Raw genomic sequence first — 23,816 nt, 5'->3', positions numbered from 1 at the left:
GCCCGCAGCGTTCCCCGACTCTGAACGCCGCAAAATGTAAGGAGTGCAAAACAGCAGCACTCCGGCCGCGTATTGTGATTGCAGCAATCATGCTGCAGCGCGGCTGATTGTGCGGCGCAAGCCTTGCCTCAGAATCCGTCAGACTTGCCCGAATCAGTAAAAAGTAAGCGCTACCCGCAGCAGGTGGAATGGCGCATTCTTTTGTCAGCAGGAGAGATCATGGCTGTGTTGAGTCTGGAAGGCGACTTTACGATTTATCAGGCGGCGGAACTCAAGCCGCTCTTATTGCAGGTATTGCAAGAGTCGCGCAACGATGGCAAACCCCTGGAGCTGGATATGAGCGCGGTGACAGAGTGCGATGGGGCAGGCATGCAATTACTCTTGGCCTTGGCCAAAAGCGCGTCCGAATTCGGCGTCGCGGTGTACTTGCGCGGCTTGCAGCAAACGCTGCTCGACATGCTGGAGTTGTATGGCGTGAGCAACCGCTTTGTGGTCACGGGAGCAGGCAATGAGTAATAACGAGGGTTTGTACGATGACGCGCTGGCGACGTTTTACGCCGAATCGCGTGATATGTTGACCCAGATCGAAGACACTTTGCTGGCCCTGGAAAGTGATCCGAGCGACCGGGAAAACATTAACGCCCTGTTCCGCGCCGCCCACACTATCAAAGGTTCCGCAGGCTTGTTCGGACTGGATCGCGTAGTGGCTTTTACGCATCAGGTCGAAAGCGTGCTCGACAAAGTGCGCAATGGCGAATTGATGATTGATATTGATATGAGCGATGTCCTGCTCAAATCAAGCGATGTGATCGCCGCCTTGCTGAGTGAAGCGGAAAGCAAGACCAGCGACCCGGCAGATCTGGCGCAAGTGGATAACCTGGCCAATGTCGCGCTCGAAAAACTGGGACGCTACCTTGGCAAAAAAGTCGAAATGGCGGTCACCCAGCAAGCTGACGAGGGCGCAGCGCAGCGCGGCGGCGCCGCTGCCGCAGGCGTTTGGCACATCTCGATGCGCTTTGGCGAAAACACCTTCCGCAACGGCTTTGACCCGCTCTCCGTGATCGCCTATTTGAGCACGCTGGGCGAATTGAAAACCGTGATCATGGTGGATCAAAACCTGCCAGGTCTTGATGCGCTTGACGCCGAATCCTGCTATCTCGGCTTTGAAGTGCGCCTGCTGACAGAAGCGCCGAAAGCCGATATCGACGGTGCGTTTGAATTTCTGCGCGAAGACTGCATCCTGCATATTTTTCCGCCCAACCGGCGCGCTTCCGACTTCATCGCCCTGCTGCGCGAATTGCCGGATGAGGCGCATTTGGGCGAATTGCTGGTCGAATGCGGCGCGCTCTCCAAGAGTGCGCTTGAGGCCGCTCTGGCGCAACAGGGACAGCAAGCGGAAAACGACAGGCGCGGCGCCAAATCCCTGGGCGAAATTCTGGTCGAGCAAAAGAAAGTCCATCCAGAAGTGCTCGACGCTGCCTTGCAAAAGCAGGGCCGGCCCAAAGAAAGCAAGAGCGAAGAATCGCGCTTTGTGCGGGTGCCGGCAGACAAACTGGATGACTTGATCAATCTGGTAGGCGAATTGGTGATTTGCGGCGCCAGCGCCAATCTGCTGGCGCAACGTCTGCGCGACCCGCAAATGATTGAGACCACCCAGCAAATGAGCGGGCTGGTGGAAGAAATCCGCAATGGCACGCTGGGCTTGCGCATGGTGCAGATCGGCGAAACCTTCGCCCGCTTCCGCCGCGTGGTGCGCGACACCGCTGCAGAGCTGGGCAAAGAAATCCATCTCGAAATTGAAGGCGCTGAAACCGAGCTGGATAAATCCGTGGTGGAAAAAATCGGCGACCCCCTGATGCATCTGGTGCGCAACGCCATGGACCATGGCATCGAAATGCCGGAAGTGCGCAAAGAATTGGGCAAAGCCCCGTATGGCACCTTGAAACTCTCGGCCCACCACGATTCCGGCCACATCGTGATTCAAGTCGATGACGACGGCAAAGGTCTGGACGGCGAAAAGATTTTAGCCAAGGCCAAAGAACGCGGCCTGGTGGCGCCGAATCAAATCCTGTCCGAATCGGACAAATTGAATTTGATTTTCGAGCCGGGCTTTTCCACCGCCGAAAAAGTCACCAATCTGTCCGGGCGCGGCGTCGGCATGGACGTGGTGAAGAAAAACATTGAAGCACTGCGCGGCAGCGTGGTGCTGCGCTCTGAAGTCGGGGCCGGCTCCACCATCGAAATCCGGCTGCCGCTGACCCTGGCCATCATTGATGGCTTCCTGGTCAAAGTCGGACGCAACTCCTATGTCATACCGCTGCACTCCGTGATCGAATGCATCAACCCCGAACAAAGCGAATTGGCCGGCCTGGGCAACACCTGGACCGGCGTGCTCGATTTGCGCGGCGAAGTGCTGCCCTTCCTGGATATGCGCCGCGTATTTGAAGTGGAGGAGCCGGCCCCGGCGCGGCGCAGTGTGGTGGTGGTCAGAAACGGAGAGATGATGGCCGGGCTGGTGGTTGATCAATTGCTGGGCGAATACCAGACCGTGATTAAACCGCTGGGCAAATTGTTCCGTCAGTTGCGCGGCATCAGCGGCTCCACCGTTCTCGGTTCCGGCGAAGTGGCATTGATTTTGGATGTGGTGGCCTTGACCCGCTTGGCGGTTGAACGTGCTGAGCAGGATGAGATGCAAAGAGCGATGGCAGGTGTGCAGGTTTAATTGCAAATAACAGGAGCGGGGGAGTTTCTCATGAAACTGGATAATTTCACGATACGCCAGAGGATGATCGGTGGTTTTGCCCTGATCGTCGCCTTAATGGTGGGTTTGGCCTGGTATGCCGTGGCCAGCATGCAAGAAGAGTATCAGGACTTCAATAAGCTCCTCGAAATCTCCGATGGCGCAACCGATATGGTGGAATTGGAAGCCGGCGTGCGCGCCAATGGCCGCCGCCTGTTTGAATTGCTGGCGGTTGAAAAAGACAAGCAGGGACAGATTAAAGACCGTATCGCAGCGAATAAAAAAACCGTCGACGACGCGTTAAAAGAGTTGTATCTGCACGCTGAAACCGAGGCGGAAAAAGCCGCGCTGAAAAAAGCGGAAGAGCTGCGTGACGCGTTTGTCGCAGAACTCAAAAAAGTCATCGATGCAGTGGACGCCGGCGAGCGCGAGAAAGCGGTGCAAATCGCGCTCAGCGCAGCCAGCCCGGCGCTGGATAAATTGAACACCCATACCAAAGAGCTGGTGGAAGGCGCGGAAAAGAAACTCAAACAACGAAAAGAGCAACTTGACGCCGCATACAAAAGCAGTTTGCGCACCATCTGGATGGTGGTGTTGGCGATTGCCGGATTCGCCACCGCCTGCGCTTTTTTTATCACACGCTCCATCACCGGCCCGATAGACCGCGCGGTGGACGCTGCTGAAAGCGTGGCGGCAGGCGACTTCGCCATCAGTCTTGACACCAGCGCGCGCGATGAAATCGGTTCCTTGATGCGCGCCTTGCAAACCATGATCACCAGCATCCAGAATTTCCGCGCTGAGCAAAAGAAAATGGCGGAAAAACATGAGCAAGGCTGGATTGATGAAAAAATTCCAGCTGACAATTTCGCCGGCGAATTCGCCGCCATGGCGCACAGCATCAATGATCTGGTGCAAGCCCATATCAACGTCAAGATGTCGGTAGTTGAACATGTCACCGCCTACGCCAATTGCGATTTCAGCAAACCGATGCAGGATTTGCCGGGCAAGAAAGCGATGATCAGCAAGGCGGTGAATGAGGTGCGCAGCCAGCTGCAATGGTCGGCTGACGCCGCCGTCACCAATTCACGCATCCGGCAGGCGCTCGATAATTGCTCGACCAATGTCATGATCGCCAATAAAGACGGTGAAATCGTGTATATGAATGCGGCGGTGCACAGCATGTTGAGCATTGCCCAAAATGATATCCGCAGCCAATTGCCAGGCTTTGATGTGAGCAAGGTGATCGGCTCCAGTTTTGACCAATTCCATAAAAACCCATCCCATCAACGCAATCTGCTGGGCAGTCTGCGCAGCACGCACCGCGCGCAAATCAAAGTCGGCCCGCGCATTTTCTCCCTGATCGCCAACCCGATCACCTCGGCCCAGGGCGAGCGCATCGGCACCGTGGTGGAGTGGGGCGACCGCACCGCCGAAGTGCTGGCTGAAACGGAATTGGCCGATCTGGTGACTGCCGCCGCCGCCGGCGATTTCTCCCAGCGCGTTGATGAAAACGGTAAGAGCGGCTTTGTCGGCGTGATGGCGCGCGCAATGAACCAATTGCTGCAAGTCTCGGAAGAGGGCTTGAACGATGTGGCGCGCGTCTTGTCTGCGCTGGCCGCTGGCGACTTGTCGCAACGCATCCACGGCGACTATCACGGCACCTTCGGCGCTTTGAAAGACGACGCCAATCTGACCAGTGAACGCTTATCAGAGGTGATGTATGAAGTACGGCAGGCGGCTGACGCCTTGAGCGGCGCCGCCGGTCAGATCAGCGCCACTGCGCAAAGCCTGTCGCAAGCGGCATCAGAGCAAGCCTCCGGCGTTGAGCGCACCAGCGCTTCGGTTGAGCAAATGTCGGCCTCGGTGGCGCAAAACAGTGAAAACGCCAAGATTACCGACGGCATGGCCTCGCAATCTTCACAAGAAGCAGTGCAAGGCGGCGAAGCGGTGCAAAAAACCGCCGACGCCATGAAACAAATCGCCGCCAAGATCGGGATTGTGGACGACATCGCCTACCAAACCAATTTGCTGGCCTTGAATGCCGCGATTGAAGCCGCGCGCGCCGGTGAACACGGCAAAGGCTTTGCCGTGGTGGCGGCGGAAGTGCGCAAACTGGCCGAGCGCAGCCAGGTCGCCGCCAAGGAAATCGGCGAACTGGCCGCATCCAGCGTCACCGTGTCTGACCAGGCCGGCAATCTGCTGCAAGCCATGATTCCCTCGATCCGCAAAACCTCGGATCTGGTGCAGGAAATCAGTGCAGCCTCAGAAGAACAATCGCTGGGTTTGGGGCAAATCTCGCAAGCCATGAGTCAATTGAACCAAGTCACCCAGCAAAACGCCTCGGCCTCGGAAGAGCTGGCGGCCACCGCAGAAGAAATGTCGGGGCAGGCGGAACAATTGCAGGATCTGGTCGGCTTCTTCCAGATTGACGGCAGCGCAAAACGGCAAGAAGAGCGCGCCCTGCCGCCGCCAGCCGCCAGCAAACCCAAGCGCGCCAGCGCGGCCCCGGCGCCGGCGGCCTTGCCGGATGAATCCATGTTCCGCCGCTTTTGATGCCTGGAGAGCGTGATGAAAGTCTCCACCAAAGGCCAGCCGGCTGCACATGCTGAAGAGATCCGGCAATATCTCAGCTTTGTGCTGGGCAAAGATGCGTTTGCCGTGAATATTTTATGCATCAAGGAAATTTTGCAGTTCGCCAGCCCGACCGAAGTGCCCTTGATGCCGCCCTGGCTGCGCGGCGTCATCAATTTGCGCGGCGCGGTGGTGCCGGTGATTGATCTGGCCTACCGCCTCGGGCGCGGCTTGAGTCAGGAAGGCCGGCGCAGTTGTGTGGTGATTCTGGAAGTCCGCTTTGGCGGGCAGGTGGTGGATATCGGCGTGATGGTGGACGCGGTATCGGCGGTGATTGATATCGACGCCAGACAAATCGAAGCCGCGCCGGCCCTGGGCGGCAGTTTGCAGACCGACTTCATGGAAGGCATAGGCAAGCTGGAAAGCGGTTTTGTGATCATTCTCAACATCAGCAAGATATTCAGCAGCGGAGAGTTAAGCGCGCTGGCGAATATGCAATTACAAGAAGCTTAAAGCGCAATCGCGCAGACTCCAGGGGGGCAGATCGTGCGTGCAATATTAAACCGGATGTTGCTGTGGCAGAAATTTGCGGTGTTGGGCGTGTTGGCGCTGGTGATGACCATGTTTCCGCTCACGCTGTATTTGAATGAAGCGCAAAAACTGGTGGATTACACCAAGACCGAGTTGAAAGGCACACCCTACTTTCCGCGTCTGTATGAATTGATGCGCTTGACGCAACAGCATCGCGGTTTATCGAACATCACCTTGAGCGGGAACCAGGCAGTCAAAGAAAAGCGCAGCGCCCTGGCGCAGGATATCGGCTTGAAGCTGGCCGCCTTCAGCAAATCCATGCAGCATGGCGACTCCGGCGATGAAGTGCTGGGTAAGCTGATGCAACAGGCGCAGAGCCAGTGGCAAGACCTGCAAAGCAAAGTCAGCGAGAACAAAATTGACGCCGATCACAGCTTTGCCGCACATACCCAGCTGATTGCCATACTGCAAAAAGTCAATACAGAAATAGTGGATGAATACGGGCTGGCGCTGGATCCGGATGCCGACACCTATTACCTGATTGACGCCGCGATGACGCAAATGCCGCCGATGATGGAAAGTCTGGCCATGATGCGCGGCGCCGGCAGCCGGATGCTGGAAGAAACCCTGGCGCTGGTGCAGCAAAAAACCCGCCTGGAAGCCATGATAGACCGGACTGAGAGCCGCCGTTTGAGCTTGGAGAGTTCGCTCGAACATGCTTTCCGCGCCAATGCCCAATTGCGCGAGTCATTGAAGGAGAAGCAGAAAGCAGCGCATGCTGCCACCATTCAGGCGGTCGAATTGACACGGCGTGAAATTCTGGAGGCGCATAATTTTTCCTATAAGCCGCAACTCTATTTCGAGCAAGTGACGCAGGCGGTGGATTTGCAATTCGCCTTGCATACGCAGATTTTGACCGAGCTGGATGTGCTGTTGAAACAACGCGTGCAAGAGAAACAGCGCGCCATGTGGATGTTGGGCGGGGCCGCTTTCTTGATTATTCTTTTCTCCGCCATGTTCGCCGTGATGGTGGTGCGCTCGATCACCCGCCCTTTATTGTTTGCCGTGCGGGTGGCGCAACAAGTCGCGGATGGCGATTTGCAAGCCGGGATTGAAGTGCGCGCCTCAAATGAAATCGGCAAACTGATGTCCGCACTGCAGGCCATGACTGGCAAGCTGCAATTATTTGAAGACGAGCAGCAAAAGATGGCGGCAGCGCACAGTGCGGGTCAGGTCGATGCGCGCATGCCCTTGGCGGAATTTTCCGGCAGCTATCGCCGCATGGCGGACTCTATCAATCAATTGGTGGAAGGGCATTTGCAAACCAAGCACCGGATTGTCGAAAGCATGAGCGCTTTTGCCGATGGCGATTTCAGCGGCAAGTTTATCCGTTTGCCGGGACAGGAATTGCAAATCAGCCAGGCGATAGACCGGGTGCAAGCCAATTTGCAGGATGCGGCGCAGCAAGCAGTGATCAATCTGCGCATACGCCAGGCGCTGGACGCCTGTTCCACCTGTGTCTTGATTGCCGACGCAGATGGCGTGATCAGCTATGGCAATCAGGCGGTGATGCAAATGTTTGGCGACGCGCAAAACGACATCCGGCAGCAATTGCCAAACTTTGACGCCGCCAAAGTGCTGGGCGCGAATATTGATCAATTCCACAAACAGCCGTCCCATCAACGCCAATTACTGAACGGACTGGATCACACTCACCGCGCGGAAATCACGATAGGCAAGCGCTACTTCTCACTGGCGGCGACGCCAATCATGAGCCATGGGAAAAACCTGGGCGCGGTGGTGGAATGGCATGACCGCACAGCGGAAAAAGCGATTGAGCGTCAAGTCACCGAGATTGTGCAAGGCGCGGCGCATGGCGACTTTAACCAGCGCCTGCAGTTCAGCGACAGCAATCTGTTCTTCGCCAATCTGGCGACCAATATCAACCGCCTGATGGAAACCGCCGATGCGGGTTTAAACGATGTGGCGCGCGTGCTGGCGGCGATTGCGCGCGGCGATTTGAGTCAGCGCATCAGTAATGACTATGAGGGCACGTTTGGCCGCGTCAAACAGGATGTGAATATGACTGGCGAGCGCCTGCATGACATCATCTCGCGCGTGCGCGCTGCCGCAGAGTCGCTCAATACTGCAGCAGGGCAGGTCAGCACCACTGCCGCCAGCATTTCCAGTTCCGCCGGGCAGGAAGCTGATGGCGTGGTGCGCACCACTGCCTCGGTTGAGGAAATGTCGGCATCTGTTTCACAAAATGCGGAGAATGCGCGCGTCACAGACAGCCATGCGCTGGAAGCAGTGGAAAAAGCCAGCCAAGGGGGCGAAGCGGTGCGCCAGACGGTGGATGCGATGCAAAAAATCGCCGCCAAAATCGGCATCGTCGATGATATTGCCTACCAAACCAATTTACTGGCGCTGAATGCCGCAATTGAAGCCGCACGCGCTGGAGAACATGGCAAAGGCTTTGCCGTGGTGGCGGGCGAGGTGCGCAAATTGGCTGAGCGCAGCCAGGGCGCCGCGCGTGAAATCGGCGAATTGGCGGCTGCTTCCGTGCAAGTGTCCCAAGGCGCAGGCCGCCTGTTGGGGGAGATGATTCCGGCGATTCGCAAAACCTCGGATCTGGTGCGCGAAATTTCCGCCGCCTCGGAAGAGCAAAGCAGCGGCTTGCAGCAAATGACGCAGGCCATGGGGCGCTTGTCCGAAACCACACAGCAAAACGCCAGCGCTTCTGAAGAGTTGGCGGCGACGGCACAGGAAATGAGCGGGCATGCCAGCGAGTTACAGGAACTGATGAGCTTCTTCCAGACGGGAGGGCAAGCCGCCGCCGCCGCCCTGCCCAAGCCTGCGCCAGCGCTTGGCCGCAAGCAAGCGCGGCCCAAGCTGCCGGCGCAAGCCATGCCGGCGTTGGCGGATGAAAGTTTTTTCAAGAAATTTTGAGCTGGACAGCGATTCAGTCTGATGTCGCGGCGCGTGAAATGAGGCGCACCATGTTGGCGCATGGTAAATTCAGCGCTGAGGCAAACTGAATCGTCATGGAGCACAGGCCCAGCCCCTGCCTGAACACCGGCCAGCAATGCCTGGAGCTGCGCCGGATTGATTAACCGAGGCCTGTAGGAAGAGCGATATGCTAAAGAACATGAAAATATCTGTGCGGCTCCTGTTGCTGAGCATTAGCGGTTTGCTGTTTACCGCAATCGCCGGCGGCACAGGATATTGGGCCGCCGGGCAACTGGGCGCAGCGAAAGAGGAAATCGCACGCAACAGTAAAGCACTGTCGAGCCAACAGACCGCCGACATGATGCATGACGGCATGCGCGCTGATGTGCTGGGCGCCATGCTGGCCGGTTCGGCTGGCGAAAAAGATAAAGAAGAAGAGTTGCTCAAAGAGTCTGCCGAGCACACCAAGATTTTTCGCGACGCTATCGAAGACCTCGAAAAACTGCATTTAAATGACAAAGTCCAAGTCGCTGTGGCCAAGGTCAAACCGGCGATGGAAGACTACATCAGAAAAACGGTTGAATTCTCCAAACTCGGTCTGAACAATTATCCGGAAGCGCAAAAACGGTATCCCGAATTTGAAAAATCCTTTGAAGTTCTGGAAAAGGAAATGGGCGAGTTGAGCGATTTCATCAATACGCTCAACGATGAAACCAATAAAAAATATGACACTGGCGCAGCCCTGCAATTCATTCTCTGGGGCACCGTCGGCGCCGGGATTTTACTGTTGAGCGGCGGGATTTATATTGGCCGCAGCATTGTGCGCCCGCTGCAGCAAGCCGTGCATGTGGCGCAAGAGGTCGAGCAAGGCCATCTCGATTGCTATATTGATGGCGAGGGACGGGATGAAACCGCGCAACTGATGCGCGCGCTGGAGGGCATGGTCGGCACGCTCAAAAAATTTGCCGCAGCCCAGCTGGAAATGGGGCAGGAGCATGCCCGTGGCATGACGGATTACAGAATTGACGGCAGCGCCATGCAAGGCCAGTTGCGCCAAATGGCGGACAGCATGAATGCGCTGGCGCAAGGCCATATCGAGACCAAGCAAAAACTGGTGCAAGTTTTTTCCGCCTACGCCGCTGGCGACTATAGCCAGAAAATGCCGGCCCTGCCGGGGCAGGAAGCCATGATTTCCGATACCGTGGAACAAGTGCGCAGCCAGCTGGAGCAAGCCGCAGCGCAAGCGCTGGAAAATGCGCGTGTGCGTCAGGCCTTGGACAGCTCGCCCTCGGCGGTGATGATCGCCGATGCCCAGGCGGTGTTGCGCTATGTGAATCAAGCCGGGCAACAACTGATGCAGGAAGCACATAGCGAGATTCGCCAGGTCAACGGCAGGTTTGACGCCGCCGCCTTGCTCGGTATGGCGGCGGCAGAATTCAGCGCCAATCTGCATCCGGCTGCGCTGGCGCAGCTGCAATCAGCGCAGTCGCAGGAATTGCAATTCGGCGCATATTTATTGCGCTTAGTCTGCACCCCGGTGCATTTCCAGGGCCGCCATCTGGGCACGGTGCTGGAATGGCAAGACCGCACGCGCGAGGTGGCGATTGAAGCGGAAATCGCCGAAGTGGTGCAAAGCGCGGCGCACGGCGATTTCTCCGCCCGCCTGCAAGAAGATGGCAAGCAAGGCTTTTTCGCGCTGCTGGCTGAACGCATGAATATGCTGCTGGAAAATGCGGAGAGCGGTTTGCAGCAAGTGGCGGATGTGCTGGGCGCGGTCTCACGCGGCGATTTGAGCCAGCGCATCGATGGTGAGCGGCAAGGCATTTTTGGCCAATTGCAGGCCGATGTGAATCAGGTTGGCGATAAGCTCAGCGAAGTGATTACCCAGGTGCGCGACGCCGGCGAAGCGCTGGCGAACGCCGCACGCGAACTTTCCTCCACTGCGCAAGACTTGTCCGGCGCCGCCAGCAGCCAGGCCGACAGTGTGGACCGCACCTTCGGCGCGATTGGCGATATGGGCGAATCGGTGCAGCAAAATGCGGATAACGCCAAACTCACCGATGAAATGGCGCGCGCAGCAGTGAGTCAGGCCAGACAAACCGGTGATGCGGTGCAGCAAACCGCCAAAGCCATGCATGAGATCGCCGGCAAGATCGGGATTGTCGATGACATCGCCTACCAGACCAATTTGCTGGCCTTGAATGCTGCGATTGAAGCCGCACGCGCCGGCGAGCACGGCAAGGGCTTTGCGGTGGTGGCGGCGGAAGTGCGCAAGTTGGCCGAGCGCAGTCAGGTGGCGGCGCGCGATATTGGCGAACTGGCGCAAAAATCGCTCAAAGTCTCGGATCAGGCCGGCAGTCTGTTGGCGCAAATGGCCCCTTCAATCGGCAAAACTTCCGATCTGGTGCATGAAATCTCAGCGGCCTCAGAAGAGCAAAGCAATGGCTTGAATCAAATCACCCATGCGATGCAAAATCTGTCTGAGGGTACGCAGCAAAACGCGGCGGCTTCTGAGCAATTGGCGGCGACAGCGGAGGAAATGAGTTCGCAAGCCAGTAACTTGCAACAACTGATGGCTTTCTTTACGCTGGGGGATGAGACGGCGCGCACAACAGGATGGCATGCCCTGTCAGCGCCGTCCGGCAAGGCAGCGCTGCAAAGCGGCGGGCGCAGATTGGCATTGCCTGAGCCGTCGCAGCATTTTTAAAAGGCTGGAGAGACGCGATGAAAGTGACAGCAGCCGGGCAGGATGTGGAAGACGGGGGCAGTGTGCACGCCGGTCAATACCTCAGTTTCTGGGTGGGTAAAGAGGTGTTTGCGGTGGGCATTCTGGCAATCAAGGAAATCATTCAGTACGGCCAATTAACCGCCGTGCCCTTGATGCCAAGCTATATCCGGGGCGTGATCAATCTGCGCGGTTCAGTGGTGCCGGTGATTGATCTGTCGGTGCGGCTCGGGCGTGGCGTGGCCGCAGTGGGCAAACGCAGTTGCATCGTGATTCTTGAAACCTGGGCCGATGGCGAGCGCATGGATATCGGCGTGATGGTGGACGGGGTTTCCGCTGTGATTGAGATCGGGCCGGAAAATATTGAAGACGCGCCGATGTTCGGCGCCAGCGTGCGCGCTGACTTCATCGAAGGCATAGGCAAGCTGGATCAGCAGTTCATCATCATTCTGGATATTAATCGCACCTTCGCCATGGAGGAGCTGGCCGGAATGGATGGCGCCATGGTGGCTTGAAATTGACCGTTTAGCATAGCTTGACTGGATACTATGGAAATTGAGGCGCTGACCGAACTGGAATACCGGACCATCCGCGAACTGCTCTATAAATTGGCAGGCATTTCACTCGGGCCGAACAAAAAAACCCTGGTTACCGGACGTTTGTTCAAACGCTTGCAGACCTTGCAACTGCGCACCTATGGTGAATACTTTGAGCGCATCAGCAGCGGTAAATTTCCAGAGGAATTGCAGATTGCGATTAATCTGCTGACCACCAATGAGACCTATTTCTTCCGTGAAGCGAAGCACTTTGCGATGCTGGAAGAATTGTTTTTGAAAGCGCATCACGAGGAAACTTTCCGTGTCTGGAGCGCTGCCTGTTCCACTGGTGAAGAGGTGTACACCATCGCCATCACCTTGCAGGAGGCATCGAATAAACGCCGCTGCGCTCCATGGGAAGTGCGCGGCTCGGATATTTCGACCCGGGTGCTGGATGTGGCGCGCGCCGGCTTGTACAGCCAGGACCGCACCGAGGGCATTCCGCCTGAAGTATTAAAGCGTTATTTTCTGTATGGCACCGGGCCATATGAGGGCAAGATTCTGGTCGAGCGGCCTTTGCGCGAGCGGGCAGAGTTTGCGCAAATCAATCTGATCGACCCTTTGCCGGAGCTGGTGCCGTTTGATGTCATTTTCCTGCGCAATGTCATGATCTATTTTGATAATGACACCAAGCGCAAAGTGGTGGCCCAATTGTTGGCCAATTTAAAGCCGGAAGGCGTATTATTTATTGGCCTTGCTGAGTCATTGAATGGTTTGATTGATGGTCTGGTGAATGTCGGTCCCGGCGCTTATCGGCGCGACCGCCGTCGCTAGAAGTCTGTCGGGATCAGAGAATCGTATTTTTCTCAGACCCGCAGCTTCATGGACTTAATTGGAGAACAAGATGAGCCCACCCACTCAGGGCGCTGGCGCCAGTGGTCAGATCCGTGTATTGATCGTCGATGATTCGGCGGTGGTGCGACAGGTGATGGGCCAGGTGCTGGAAAAGGATGCGCAAATCCGCGTGATCGGGGTGGCCGCTGATCCGATTCTGGCGCAGGAAAAAATGGCGCATGAATGGCCGGATGTGATTGTGCTGGACGTGGAAATGCCGCGTATGGACGGCATCACTTTTTTGCGCAAGATCATGGCCGAACGGCCAACTCCGGTGGTGATTTGTTCGACCCTGACTGAAAAAGGCGCGGAAACCACCATGCAGGCGCTGGCCGCCGGCGCCGTCGGCTATGTCACCAAACCCAAGATCGGTTTAAAAGATTTCATTTCGGCCTCCGGCCAGGAATTAATCCGCAATGTCAAAATGGCGGCGCAAACCCGCCCGCGCGCGATGCGCGCGCCAAGCTTGCCGGAAGTCTTGCCGGAAGCCTCAACCCGGGTGGCGGCCTTGTCCGCCGCAGCGCACAGCGCGCCCGACAGCCATCCCAGTCTTTCGCGCACCACCGAAAAAATTGTCGCCATCGGCACTTCCACCGGCGGCACTCAGGCGCTGGAAGTGGTGCTGACCGGTTTGCCGCGCGTCTCGCCCGGGATTGTGATCGTGCAGCATATGCCGGAAAAATTCACCGCTATGTTCGCTTCCCGCCTGGATGGCCTGTGTCAGATCGAGGTGCGCGAGGCCAAGCATGGCGACCGTGTGATTCCGGGCCGCGCCCTGGTGGCGCCGGGCGGCTTGCATATGCGGCTGGTCAGAAACGGCGCGTATTATCATGTCGATGTGATTGACGGCCCGCCGGTGAACCGGCATAAACCCTCGGTCGATGTCTTGTTCAAGTCGGTTGCGCAATGCGCCGCCGGCAATGCGCTGGGCATCATCATGACCGGCATGGGCGATGATGGCGCGCGCGGTTTGCGCGAGATGCATGAGGCTGGCGCGCGCACGATTGCGCAGGATGAAGCCAGTTGCGTGGTGTTTGGCATGCCGCGTGAGGCGATCAAACTCGGCGCAGCGGATGTCGAATTGCCGCTGGATCAAATCGCAGCGGAAATCGTGCGTTTCGGTAAATAAGGCAGAGACCATCATGGATCAGATACAGGCCATGTTGCAAAAGCTGCGCGACAATTATCTGGCTGAAATGCCGGATCGTCTGGAGCAGTTGGAAAGCCTGGTGTTAAGCCTGGAGCGCGGCGGTTTTGATGCCGATACCTTTCACGAGTTGTATCGTCAGGTGCACAGCCTGAAAGGCAGCGGCGGCACCTACGGCTTGCATGTGTTGACCGCGATCTGTCACCCGTTTGAGGATTTTTTGAGCCTGGCCAGTGAAAACCAGGATTTGCAGGCGCTCGATTTCGCCAATATCTCATTGGAATATCTTGACATCATGCGCCATGTCACCGAGCGTTTGCGGCAGCGGCCTGATATGGCATTCGATGTCGATGCGCTGCTGGCGCGGGTGCGCAAACCGGCGCAAAGCGCGGCCTATCATGTCTTGCTGGTGGAAAATTCGAGTACGGTCATCAAGCTCGCGAGCAAGGTCTTGCAACGCAATAATTTCCATATTTCAGTCGAAGGCGATGGTTATCAAGCCTTGGGGCGGGCCTTGAGCGAGCGCTTTGATTTGCTGCTGACTGCGCAGGAAGTCCGAATGCTTAACGGCGGCGCCTTGATCGCCGCGCTCAAGCTCAATCATATGTTGCGTTTGCCCAAACTGGTGCTGATGACTGCAAATCCCGCTTTGCAAAATGGACTGATTCAGCCAGACTATACCTTGTGCAAAGATGACCAGCTCAGCACCCGCCTGGATGCTCTGTTGAAATCCATTCTCAGCGAATGGGAGGCGGCGTAAGGCGCGCTTTGCGCTTGCTTTGCATTCACCCAAAGGAGTGTGTGTGCTTGCCGCCAGATCCCTGTCACTGATTACTGTGCGCCGGCGTTTCCTGCTGCGCCTGTCTTGCGCAGCGTGCCTCATGTGGTGCGCGCTTGTTCCGGCGCTGGCGGCGGAGCAAGTGGTATTGCAGCTGAAATGGCTGCATCAATTTCAATTCGCCGGATATTACGCGGCGCAGGAAAAAGGCTTTTTTCGTGAAGCCGGTTTGGATGTAACGCTGAAAGAGGCGCGTCCCGGCTACGATGAGCAAGAAGAAGTCTTGAGCGGGCGCGCGCAGTTTGGCGTCGCCAACAGCAGTCTTTTATTACAGCGCGGACGTGGCCGCCCGGTGGTTTTGCTGGCCTCTATCTTTCAACATTCCCCCAATGTCCTGCTGGTGCGGCAAGCCTCCGGCGTCAAACGGATTGAGCAATTGCTGGGCCGGCAAGTGATGCTGGGCCAGCATGATGAAGAAATTCACGCCTTGTTCAAACGCATGAATCTGCCGCTGGATGGTTTGCAGCGGGTTGAACACAGCTTCAATGTGCAGGATTTGAAAGCGGGCCGGGTGGATGCGATGAGCGCCTATGTCACCGACGCCATGTACTGGCTGGACAAGCAGGCCACGCCATATCTGATGTTTTCCCCGCGCAGCGTGGGGATTGATTTTTATGGCGACAATCTGTTTACCACCGAAAAAATGTTGCGCGATAAACCGGAGCTGGTGCGCAAATTCCGCGCCGCCAGCATGCGCGGCTGGAAGTACGCGATGGCGCATCCGGATGAAATCGTTGATCTGATTTTGCAAAAATACAGCAAGCGCATGACGCGCGAACAGCTGATGTATGAAGCGCAGCAAATGGACGCCTTATTGCAACCGCGCCTGGTGGAAATGGGCTATTCCAATCATTTGCGCTGGAAGCAGATCGCGAATGTGTATGCCGAACTTGGCATGTTGCGCCAGGATTTTCCACTGGATGGTTTTTTATATGAAGAAGCGCCGCAAACCTGGTCCTGGCAAAGTATCGCCAGCATCGGCGCGGCCATTCTGGTATTGGCGCTGAGTTTGGCGATGAGCCAGTATTACCGCCGCCGCCATCTGCAAACCCAGCGCAGCAATGCGCAACAACAGCTGGAATTGGAAGCGCACCGAAAGCGCGCTGATTGGTTGCATATGGCGGTGGCCAGCGCCGGCGACGGGGTTTGGGACTGGGACAATGTGGCGGGCAAGGTGACCTATTCCGACAGCTATAAAGCAATGCTGGGATATTGCGATGCCGATTTCCCGGATGACCCCGACGCATGGAAGCGCTTGGTGCACCCGGAAGATCGGCAGCAGATGGCGGAGGGGGTGCGCCGGTATTTTCTGTCGCGCCCGATGCCGGACGGCGAAGAGCCGGTGTTTGTCAGCGAATACCGGATGCAGCATAAAGACGGGCGCTGGCTGTGGATGATGTCGCGCGGCAGAGTCGCGCAGCGCGGCGCGGATGGCAAGCCGCAGCGGATGAACGGCACCCTGACCAACATCACCCAGCGCAAAGAGGCGGAGCAGGAACAGATGCAACGCTTGCTGGAAGCTTCGCCGGAAGCCATGCTGATGGTCGATGGTCATGGCCAGATTCAATTCGCCAACCGCAGCGCATTGCAATTATTCGGCTATGAATCGGGTGAGTTATGCGGCCAGCAGGTGGAATTATTGGCGCCTTTGTTAAAGCGCGAAGCGCACGTCAAATTGCGCGCCAATTTCACCTCGGAAGGCGGGGCGCGCAAAATGGCCCCGGGGCAGCGCAAAGTGATGGCGGCGCGTAAGGGCGGCGGTGAAATTCCGGTTGAAATCACGCTTTCCATGCTGGAAATCAGCGGCCAGAAGATGGTGGTGACAACGGTGCGCGACATCAGCGAACGCGAGCGTGCGGAAAGTGATTTGCGCAGCAGTGAAGAGCGCTACCGGCGGATTGTCGAAACCGCAGTCGAAGGCGTGTGGGTGATTGATATGCGCGGCAAGACCACCTTTGTCAATCAGCGTTTGTGCCGCATGCTGGGCTATGACGAAATTGAGATCAGTGGCCGTCCGCTGACCGATTTCATGGACGAAGAGGGGATTCAAATCGCGCGCAAATTTCTGGCCCAGATGGAAGAGGGCAGCAAAGAGCGCATGGACTTGAAATTCAGCCGCAAAGACGGTTCGGTCTTGTGGGTGATTATGGCCGCCACCCCGGTGTTGGACGCCAAAGGAAATATGAATGGCGCGATGGCGATGCTGACCGATGTGACAGAGCGGCATGAAGCGGTGCTCGATTTGCGTGCGCATAAAGAGCGGCTTGATTCCCTGTTTAACGCCATCACCAATGGCGTGATTTTGCAAGATGCGCGCGGCGTGATTGTGGAGTCGAATATGGCGGCGCAGGATATGCTGGAATTAAGCGAGCTGCGCCAATTGCCAGCCAACCAGCGCTTGTGCGCAGAAGATGGCGGGGTGGCGCATTTTCCGGCGGACGAAGTGTTCGCCACTTCGCTGCCGGTGCGCGCGCGCGTGCTGGGCTTGCAGCGCAGCGGCGGCGGTTTGCGCTGGCTGTCAGTCAACGCCGAGCCGATCCGCGACCAGTCTGGCCGCGCGCATTTAGTGGTCAGCAGTTTCACCGACATCACCGAAAGCAAGCGCGCCGCCGATTTGCTGCGCGATAGCGAAGAACGCTTATTGCACATCATCGAAGCCAGTCCGGTGGCGATTTTCATTTGCGATCCGCAATTCCGCTTCACCCTCATCAACCGCGTGTTTGAGCAGCTCAGCGGTTGCAAACTGGCGCGCTTGCAGAACTGCGATGGCAAAGACGCGCTGCGCGCCGAGCAATACCAGATTTTGCAAAGCTTGCAGCGCCACACCTGGCAGAGCGGCGCTTTGCTGGAGCAGGAAATCGTGATGGAGCATGCGCAAAGCGCGCAAGAGGTGTATTTGCGCATGTATTTGCGCCCGGTGTTTACCAGCGGCGAGCCGGCTTATCTGATTGGCGTGGCGGTGGATATGACGGAAAACAAGCGCGCCGAAAATGATTTGCGCAGCTGGAGTGAAAACCTGGAAAAACTGGTGGGCGAGCGCACCGCCCAGGCTTTGCAGGCGCAACGGGTGGCGGAAGAAGCCAGCAGCGCCAAGGATTTATTCCTGGCCAATATGAGTCATGAGATCCGCACGCCGATGAACGGGGTGATTGGCATGGCCCATCTGGCCTTGCAGACCCGGCTTGATGCGCGCCAGCGCGACTATCTGGAAAAAATCCATATGGCCGGCCAGCATTTGATGGGCATCATCAATGACATTTTGGATTTTTCCAAAATCGGGGCCGGCATGCTGGAGTTGGAAAGCGAACCCTTCAGACTGGAAGATTTGTTGCAAAACGTCCTGTCGCTGATTGCCACCCGGGCCGAAGAAAAAGGTTTGCAGCTGCGCTTGCAATATGCGCCGGACTTGCCCCGGATCTTGCTGGGCGATGCGGTGCGCTTGCGTCAGATTTTATTGAATTTGTGCGGCAATGCGCTCAAATTCAGCAGTCGCGGCACGCTTGAATTGCGCGCCGCCTTGCTCAGCCGTCAACAGAACAGCTGTGAATTGCGCTTTGATGTGCGCGACCAGGGCATAGGCATCAGCCGCGATGGGGTGCAAAAACTGTTCCAAAGTTTTCAGCAGGCGGATTCTTCGATCACCCGCGAATTCGGCGGCACCGGGCTGGGGCTGGCGATTTCACGCAGCCTGGTGCGCAAGATGGGCGGTGAAATTTATGTCGAAAGCACGCCCGGGCTTGGCAGCACATTTTGGTTTACCGTGATTTTCCAACAAGCTGCGGACGACACCCCGCTCACGTCCAGCCCCTTGTCTGCGACGGTCGGTTGCGATCTGCAAGTTTTGCGCAAGCGCTTGCAGGGTGGCCGGGTTTTGCTGGCGGAAGATAATCCTTTTAATCAGCAAGTGGCGCTTGAAATGCTGCAACAGGTCGGCATCGATGTGATGCTGGCCGAAAATGGCGAGCAGGCCCTGGAATTATTGGAGCAGGCGGCGCAAAACGGCAAACTGCCCGGCTTGATTTTGATGGATATGCAAATGCCGCATATGGATGGCCTGAGCGCCTGCCGCGCCTTGCGCGCTGACCCCCGCTTTGCCACGCTGCCGGTGATTGCGCTGACCGCGAACGCCACCGTGCAAGACCGTGAAGCCTGTCTGGCCGCCGGCATGCATGATTTTGTCAGCAAACCGGTGCAGCCGGGTTTGCTGTACCACACCCTGTTGCGGTTTTTGGATCAGGGTGCGCCAACCTCGCCCACGCCGGCCCCGGCGCCGCCGCCCATGATGCCGGAAATGCTCTTGCCGCAGGATAGCGAAATTATCGATTTGCGCCAGTTGCAAAACATGGTCGGCGCCAAGCCGGAAAAGCTGCGCACCTTTGTCGGCCATTTCATGCACAGCAGCACAGCGACGATCGGCGAATTGCAGGCCGCGCTGGTGGCGCAGGATCTGGCCTTATGCCGTGAGCTGGGGCATCGCATGAAATCTTCCGCGCGCACCGTCGGCGCCTTCGGGCTGGCCCAGCTGTGTCAGGAACTGGAGCAGAGTGAGCAGCAAAGCGTAGAGCAAGTCAGAGATTTATGCGCCACCATCATGCAGGTGTTGGCGCAAATTGAAACCGAGCTGGCGCGTTATCCCTGGTTGGCGGCGGTGGCGTAAAGCGCTTCGCGCCAGCGCGCCAGCCACGCCTGGCAGGCTTGCTCCCAATCACCGGCGGCGTTTTGCGCTGCGCCGTAGCGCGCCTGGCTGTAGCTGTGCAGCAGGGCTTGCAATTGGGCTGCGCAGTCCGGCGGCAGCGCGCTGGCGATGCGCGCGCCCCAGGCTTGCAGGCTTTCATGCGGCGGACGGCCCAGGCCGATATCCTGCAAACAAGTCTGCAGCGCTTGCAACAGCGCGGGCGGAGTGCTGGCGCGCCACTGTGTGGCGCTTGTTTGCTGCGGCCCGGCGCCAGCGCGCCGCCGCCACAGCAGCCACAGCAAAGGCAGCGGCAGCACAGCCCACAGCCAGAGCGGAACATGCGATTCCTGCCAGGCGCTTTTCAGGCTGAACCAGAAACTGTTCCACCATTCCCAATTGCTGCGCGGGGTGGCTTGATTCCAGTCTGGCGGGGTGGGGTCGAAATCGCGCCAGTGGCCGTCATAAAATACTTTGACCCAGGCGTGCGCGTGGCGCTGCCGCACCAACAGGCCCTGGCCGAGCCAATCCTCTTCCTGCGCCGAATAGCCGGTGATGTAGCGCGCCGGCAAACCGCTGGCGCGCAGCAGCAAGGCGCCGGCGCTGGCGAAGTGTTCACAATGTCCCGTGCGTGCGCGCTGCAGAAAATCGGCCAGCGGCGACATGCCGTGCTGATCGCTGCGCCAGGTGCTGTAACGGAACTGGCGCGCAAACCAGGCTTGCAGATGCGCCAGCCGCTGCGCCGGTGGCAGTTGCGCCAGTCCCAGCTCTTGCGCCAGCTGGCGCAATAAGGCTTGTTCGCGTTCCGGCAATTGCATATCTTTCGGCCCCGGCGCCAGCGCGCCCTGTTCGTGCATTCCGCTTTGCACGCTGTAATGCAGATAGCCGTTTTGCGGCAGCACGGCTTGCAGCGAACCGAGCGGATTGCGCGACAGGCGCAGCCAGGGCGTGCTTTGCTCCAGCAAGCGGATTTCCTGGCTGGCCGGCGGCAGCGGCAGCAGCACTTGCGCGGTCCCGCTCCACATCTGGATCTGCCAGTCATTTTGCGGCGTCGCGCTGTGCAGGCGCCAGGCGCCAGGCTGCGGCCCCGCCGGCACATCGCGATAACTGTTGTTTCCGCTCAATTTCCATACCGTGTCCTGGTACACGTTATAGCTGGCTTGCTGCAACAGCACAGGCCCCGCCGGCAAGCGTTTGGCGCGCAAGAGCAGCACCACATCATCCGATAAATGCAAGGCGCCGATATGGCCAAGCGCGGTCTGGCTGCGCAAACCATCTTCCGGCTGGCGCATCATCCAGCGCATGGCCCATTCTTCAACATGTCCCTGCAAGCGCTGCAAACCGAGTTGCACGCCCAGCCCGCAAGCCGCCGCCAGCGCCAGCATGAGCAGCGCAGGGGCCACGCGCGCCGGGCGGCGCGGCCACAGCGCAAAGGCGCTGATGAGGCAAGCCGCCGGGTAAAACCAGACTCCCTGGTGGCTGCTGGCGCCGGCGGCCAACAGCCACCAGCCCAGCCACAGCGGGCCGGGATACAAGGGCGGCGCGCCATGCGCCTGTGGCTTACCGTCCAGCATGCTGCGCGCAATGCCGTCGCCCTGCGTGCGTAAAACATACAGCGCCAGCGGCAGCGCGGCCAAGGGCGACCAGGCGATCAGCGGCAAGCCTTCGCGCGGATTGTCATTACTCCATAACCAGATCAGCAGCAGCAGCGCGGCCCCGCTGGCCACCAGCGCCGCCTGTTGCAAAGCGGCGGCGCGCAAAGTCAGCGGCGCGCGCCGGCCCAGCCATTGCGCGCCTTCCTGCAGGGCGCCGAGCAGCAGCGCCAGCAAAAGGTGATGGCCCTGCCAGCCCCACAGCAGGGTGGCGGCCAGCATGAGGCCGGGAAAGGTCTTCATGCCGCCTCCAGCGGTTCGCAGGGACGCCAGCTGACCCAGGCCGGCAAATCGGACGGCGCCTGCGCGCTGACCAGCCACACATGCAGGGACAAACCCTGGCGCTGCAGGCGGTGCAGCATATGGCGTCTTTCCTCATCCCAGCTTTGCGCGATATACAGGCAGGCGCTGTAGCCGGCGGCGCGCGACATCAGCATGGCGTTGAGCATCGGCAGCAGCGGCGCGCGGCTGGCGCGCAAGCCGGACAGAATGTGCAACAGCGCCTGGCGCGACATCGCCCCCGGCCCGGCGCAGGCCAGCGCGCAGTGCTGCTCGATATACAGCAAATCGAGCAAATCGCGCTCCACATCAAATTGCAAGATGGCGCCGGCGGCCAGGCTGATGGCGTGCTCAAACAGTACGCCGGCAGGGGCCGCCACACTATCCGCCACCAGCAGAAAGCGGGTGCTGAATTCGCTCTCAAATTCTTTCACCACCGGGCGCCCGAGGCGGGCGAAACTTTTCCAGTGCACCATGCGCAGGCTGTCGCCGGCACGGTAGTCGCGCAGTCCGCTGAATTCTTCGCCATCGCCGGTCAGGCCGTGGCTGCTGTCGGCTTGCGCGCGGCGTGATTGCGGCAGCGCCGGCAGCGCTTGCAGCAGCGGCGCCGGCCACACCTGGCATTCGCTGCGCAATTCCAGAAAATACAGGCGCCGCATCAATCCCAGCGGATCGGTTTGCGCCAGCCAGACCCCGACCAGCACCAAATGGCCGCGCGCAAAGGGGATAAAGGTATGGTCCAGCGACAAACTGGCGCCAGGGGCCAGCGGCGGCAGATGCACTTCGGCGATATCGGCGATGCGGTTCATGCGCACCAGCCAAGCCCAGCGGTAATAGCCGATCACGCGGTCAAACCAGTTGCGCCGCTCTGCGCCCGGCTCAATCGCATGCGCATATTGGGCCGGACTGGGGCGCGGATCGTGGCATTGTTCCAGCAGGCGCACATCATGCAGGGTATGCGCGCCGCGCCAGTGGATGTCGTAATGAAAATGGGCCAGATGGCCGACGCTGGCTTGCGCCGGAAAGTGGCGTTGCACCTGCAATTGTTCAGACAGCGCTTTGCGCCAGGGCCAGCGCAAAGTCCACAGCCAGGCGCAGAACAGCAGGCCGACGCACAAAGCAAACAATTGATAAATCAAGACTTGACGCGTATTCACGCCCAGCACTGCGCACGTCAGCGCGGCCCCCAGCAGCAGCATGCCGCTGCGCGTGAAGCGCAGCCGGACTTTGTGCTGAAAGCCGGACAGCAGGGAAAAATGACGCAGCAGGCGGCGCCTAAACAGGGATCGGAGTTTCATGCAAAATCCGCGTCACCAGGGCGCTCGCATCGGCCCCGCTGTATTTCGCTTCGGTACTGAGCACCAATCGGTGCGCCAGCACATCGCAGGCCAGCGCTTGCACATGGTCGGGCGTGACAAAATCACTGCCGCTGCCCAGCGCCAGCGCCTTGGCGCAGCGCACCAGGGCCAGACTGGCGCGCGGCCCGGCGCCGAGCCGGATTTCGGGCATGGTGCGGGTGGCGCGCACCAGTTCCACCGCATAGCGCGTGAGTTCGGGCGCAATATGCACCTGTTGCACGGCCTGGCGCAAACCCAGCATTTGTTCGCGTGTGACGCAAGGCGGCAAGACGCTCCAGGCTTCGCCGGCATGGCGCGCTTCGACCATCGCGGTTTCGCTTTGCGCATCCAGATAACCCAGCGCCAATTTGAGGGCAAAACGGTCCATTTGCGCTTCCGGCAGCGGGTACGCGCCACGGAACTCGACCGGATTTTGCGTCGCCACCACAAAAAACAGCGCATCCATTTGATATTGCCGCCCATCCAGGCTGACCTGGTTTTCCGCCATCGCTTCCAGCAAGGCGGACTGGGTGCGCGGGGTGGCGCGGTTGATTTCATCGGCCAGCAGGATTTGCGTGAAAATAGGGCCGGGGTGGAATTCAAATTGTTGTTTGGCCGCCTCAAAAATCGACATCCCGAGAATATCCGCCGGCAACAGATCGGGCGTGAACTGGACGCGCTTGAAATCGGCCCCGATCGCCGCCGCCAGCGCCTTGGCCAGCGTGGTCTTGCCGGTGCCGGGCACATCCTCCAGCAAAACATGCCCGCCAGCCGCCAGCGCCGCCAGCAATTTGCGCAAGGTAAGCGGCTGTCCGAGAATGACTTGATTCAAGCGCTGATATAACTGATCCCAGCAGAGGCGGGCGGCGACAAATTCAGGGGAGCTGGACATGGGCGTTTCGGAAAGACTGTGGTGCAGTCATTGTACGCCAAAGCGCAGCGCAG

Annotated in this window: 14 protein-coding genes; 11 read left to right on the top strand and 3 right to left on the bottom strand. The window is 58.6% G+C overall.

Going from position 1 to position 23,816, the window contains the following annotated elements; all coding sequences use genetic code 11:
* Nucleotides 1–219: 219 nt before the first annotated feature.
* From V8J88_RS17575 to V8J88_RS17525, 11 genes are all read left to right on the top strand, one after another.
* Nucleotides 220–516 carry an STAS domain-containing protein gene (locus tag V8J88_RS17575; protein WP_338845529.1) on the top strand — a complete coding sequence of 99 codons (297 nt, stop codon included), beginning with the start codon at nt 220–222 and terminating at the stop codon, nt 514–516.
* Nucleotides 509–2,722 (top strand): chemotaxis protein CheA, encoded by a 2,214-nt coding sequence (locus V8J88_RS17570; RefSeq protein ID WP_338845528.1) that lies wholly within the window; start codon nt 509–511, stop codon nt 2,720–2,722. The genes V8J88_RS17575 and V8J88_RS17570 overlap by 8 nt, the downstream gene beginning before the upstream one ends.
* Before the next feature lie 30 nt (nt 2,723–2,752).
* Nucleotides 2,753–5,293 (top strand): methyl-accepting chemotaxis protein, encoded by a 2,541-nt coding sequence (locus V8J88_RS17565; RefSeq protein WP_338845527.1) that lies wholly within the window; start codon nt 2,753–2,755, stop codon nt 5,291–5,293.
* Between the two features lie 15 nt (nt 5,294–5,308).
* Nucleotides 5,309–5,824, top strand: a complete 516-nt coding sequence (locus tag V8J88_RS17560) for a chemotaxis protein CheW (protein ID WP_338845526.1) — start codon at nt 5,309–5,311, stop codon at nt 5,822–5,824.
* Between the two features lie 33 nt (nt 5,825–5,857).
* Nucleotides 5,858–8,791 (top strand): methyl-accepting chemotaxis protein, encoded by a 2,934-nt coding sequence (locus tag V8J88_RS17555; RefSeq protein WP_338845525.1) that lies wholly within the window; start codon nt 5,858–5,860, stop codon nt 8,789–8,791.
* A gap of 199 nt (nt 8,792–8,990) precedes the next feature.
* Nucleotides 8,991–11,498, top strand: a complete 2,508-nt coding sequence (locus tag V8J88_RS17550) for a methyl-accepting chemotaxis protein (protein ID WP_338845524.1) — start codon at nt 8,991–8,993, stop codon at nt 11,496–11,498.
* Nucleotides 11,499–11,515: 17 nt separating this feature from the next.
* A complete protein-coding gene (locus tag V8J88_RS17545; RefSeq protein ID WP_338845523.1) occupies nt 11,516–12,031 on the top strand; it encodes a chemotaxis protein CheW in 516 nt (171 codons plus the stop codon).
* A gap of 33 nt (nt 12,032–12,064) precedes the next feature.
* A complete protein-coding gene (locus tag V8J88_RS17540) occupies nt 12,065–12,886 on the top strand; it encodes a CheR family methyltransferase (RefSeq protein WP_338845522.1) in 822 nt (273 codons plus the stop codon).
* A gap of 70 nt (nt 12,887–12,956) precedes the next feature.
* Nucleotides 12,957–14,075: a chemotaxis response regulator protein-glutamate methylesterase gene (locus V8J88_RS17535; RefSeq protein ID WP_338845521.1), complete on the top strand. Its 1,119-nt coding sequence runs from the start codon at nt 12,957–12,959 to the stop codon at nt 14,073–14,075.
* Between the two features lie 13 nt (nt 14,076–14,088).
* Nucleotides 14,089–14,853, top strand: a complete 765-nt coding sequence (locus V8J88_RS17530; RefSeq protein ID WP_338845520.1) for an Hpt domain-containing protein — start codon at nt 14,089–14,091, stop codon at nt 14,851–14,853.
* 121 nt (nt 14,854–14,974) lie between these two features.
* Nucleotides 14,975–19,588, top strand: coding sequence for a PAS domain S-box protein (locus V8J88_RS17525; RefSeq protein WP_338845519.1), 4,614 nt, complete (start codon nt 14,975–14,977; stop codon nt 19,586–19,588).
* Here V8J88_RS17525 and V8J88_RS17520 read toward each other — a convergent pair.
* Genes V8J88_RS17520 through V8J88_RS17510 form a run of 3 tightly spaced genes read right to left on the bottom strand, consistent with a single transcriptional unit; the run spans nt 19,561 to nt 23,763 of the window.
* Nucleotides 19,561–21,498: a DUF4129 domain-containing transglutaminase family protein gene (locus V8J88_RS17520; protein WP_338845518.1), complete on the bottom strand. Its 1,938-nt coding sequence runs from the start codon at nt 21,496–21,498 to the stop codon at nt 19,561–19,563. The two genes, V8J88_RS17525 and V8J88_RS17520, sit on opposite strands and share 28 nt — an antisense overlap.
* On the bottom strand, nt 21,495–22,832 hold the full coding sequence (locus tag V8J88_RS17515; protein ID WP_338845517.1) for a DUF58 domain-containing protein: 1,338 nt from the start codon (nt 22,830–22,832) through the stop codon (nt 21,495–21,497). The genes V8J88_RS17520 and V8J88_RS17515 overlap by 4 nt, the downstream gene beginning before the upstream one ends.
* The gene (locus V8J88_RS17510; RefSeq protein WP_338845516.1) at nt 22,810–23,763 is read right to left on the bottom strand and encodes a MoxR family ATPase; all 954 of its coding nucleotides are present in this window, start codon (nt 23,761–23,763) and stop codon (nt 22,810–22,812) included. Before V8J88_RS17510 ends, V8J88_RS17515 begins: the two co-directional genes overlap by 23 nt.
* Nucleotides 23,764–23,816: the final 53 nt, after the last annotated feature.

This window comes from Massilia sp. W12 (assembly GCF_037300705.1).
In the GTDB taxonomy this organism is placed as follows: Bacteria; Pseudomonadota; Gammaproteobacteria; order Burkholderiales; family Burkholderiaceae_D; genus JACPVY01.
This window is presented reverse-complemented; position numbering and strand designations above follow the sequence as displayed.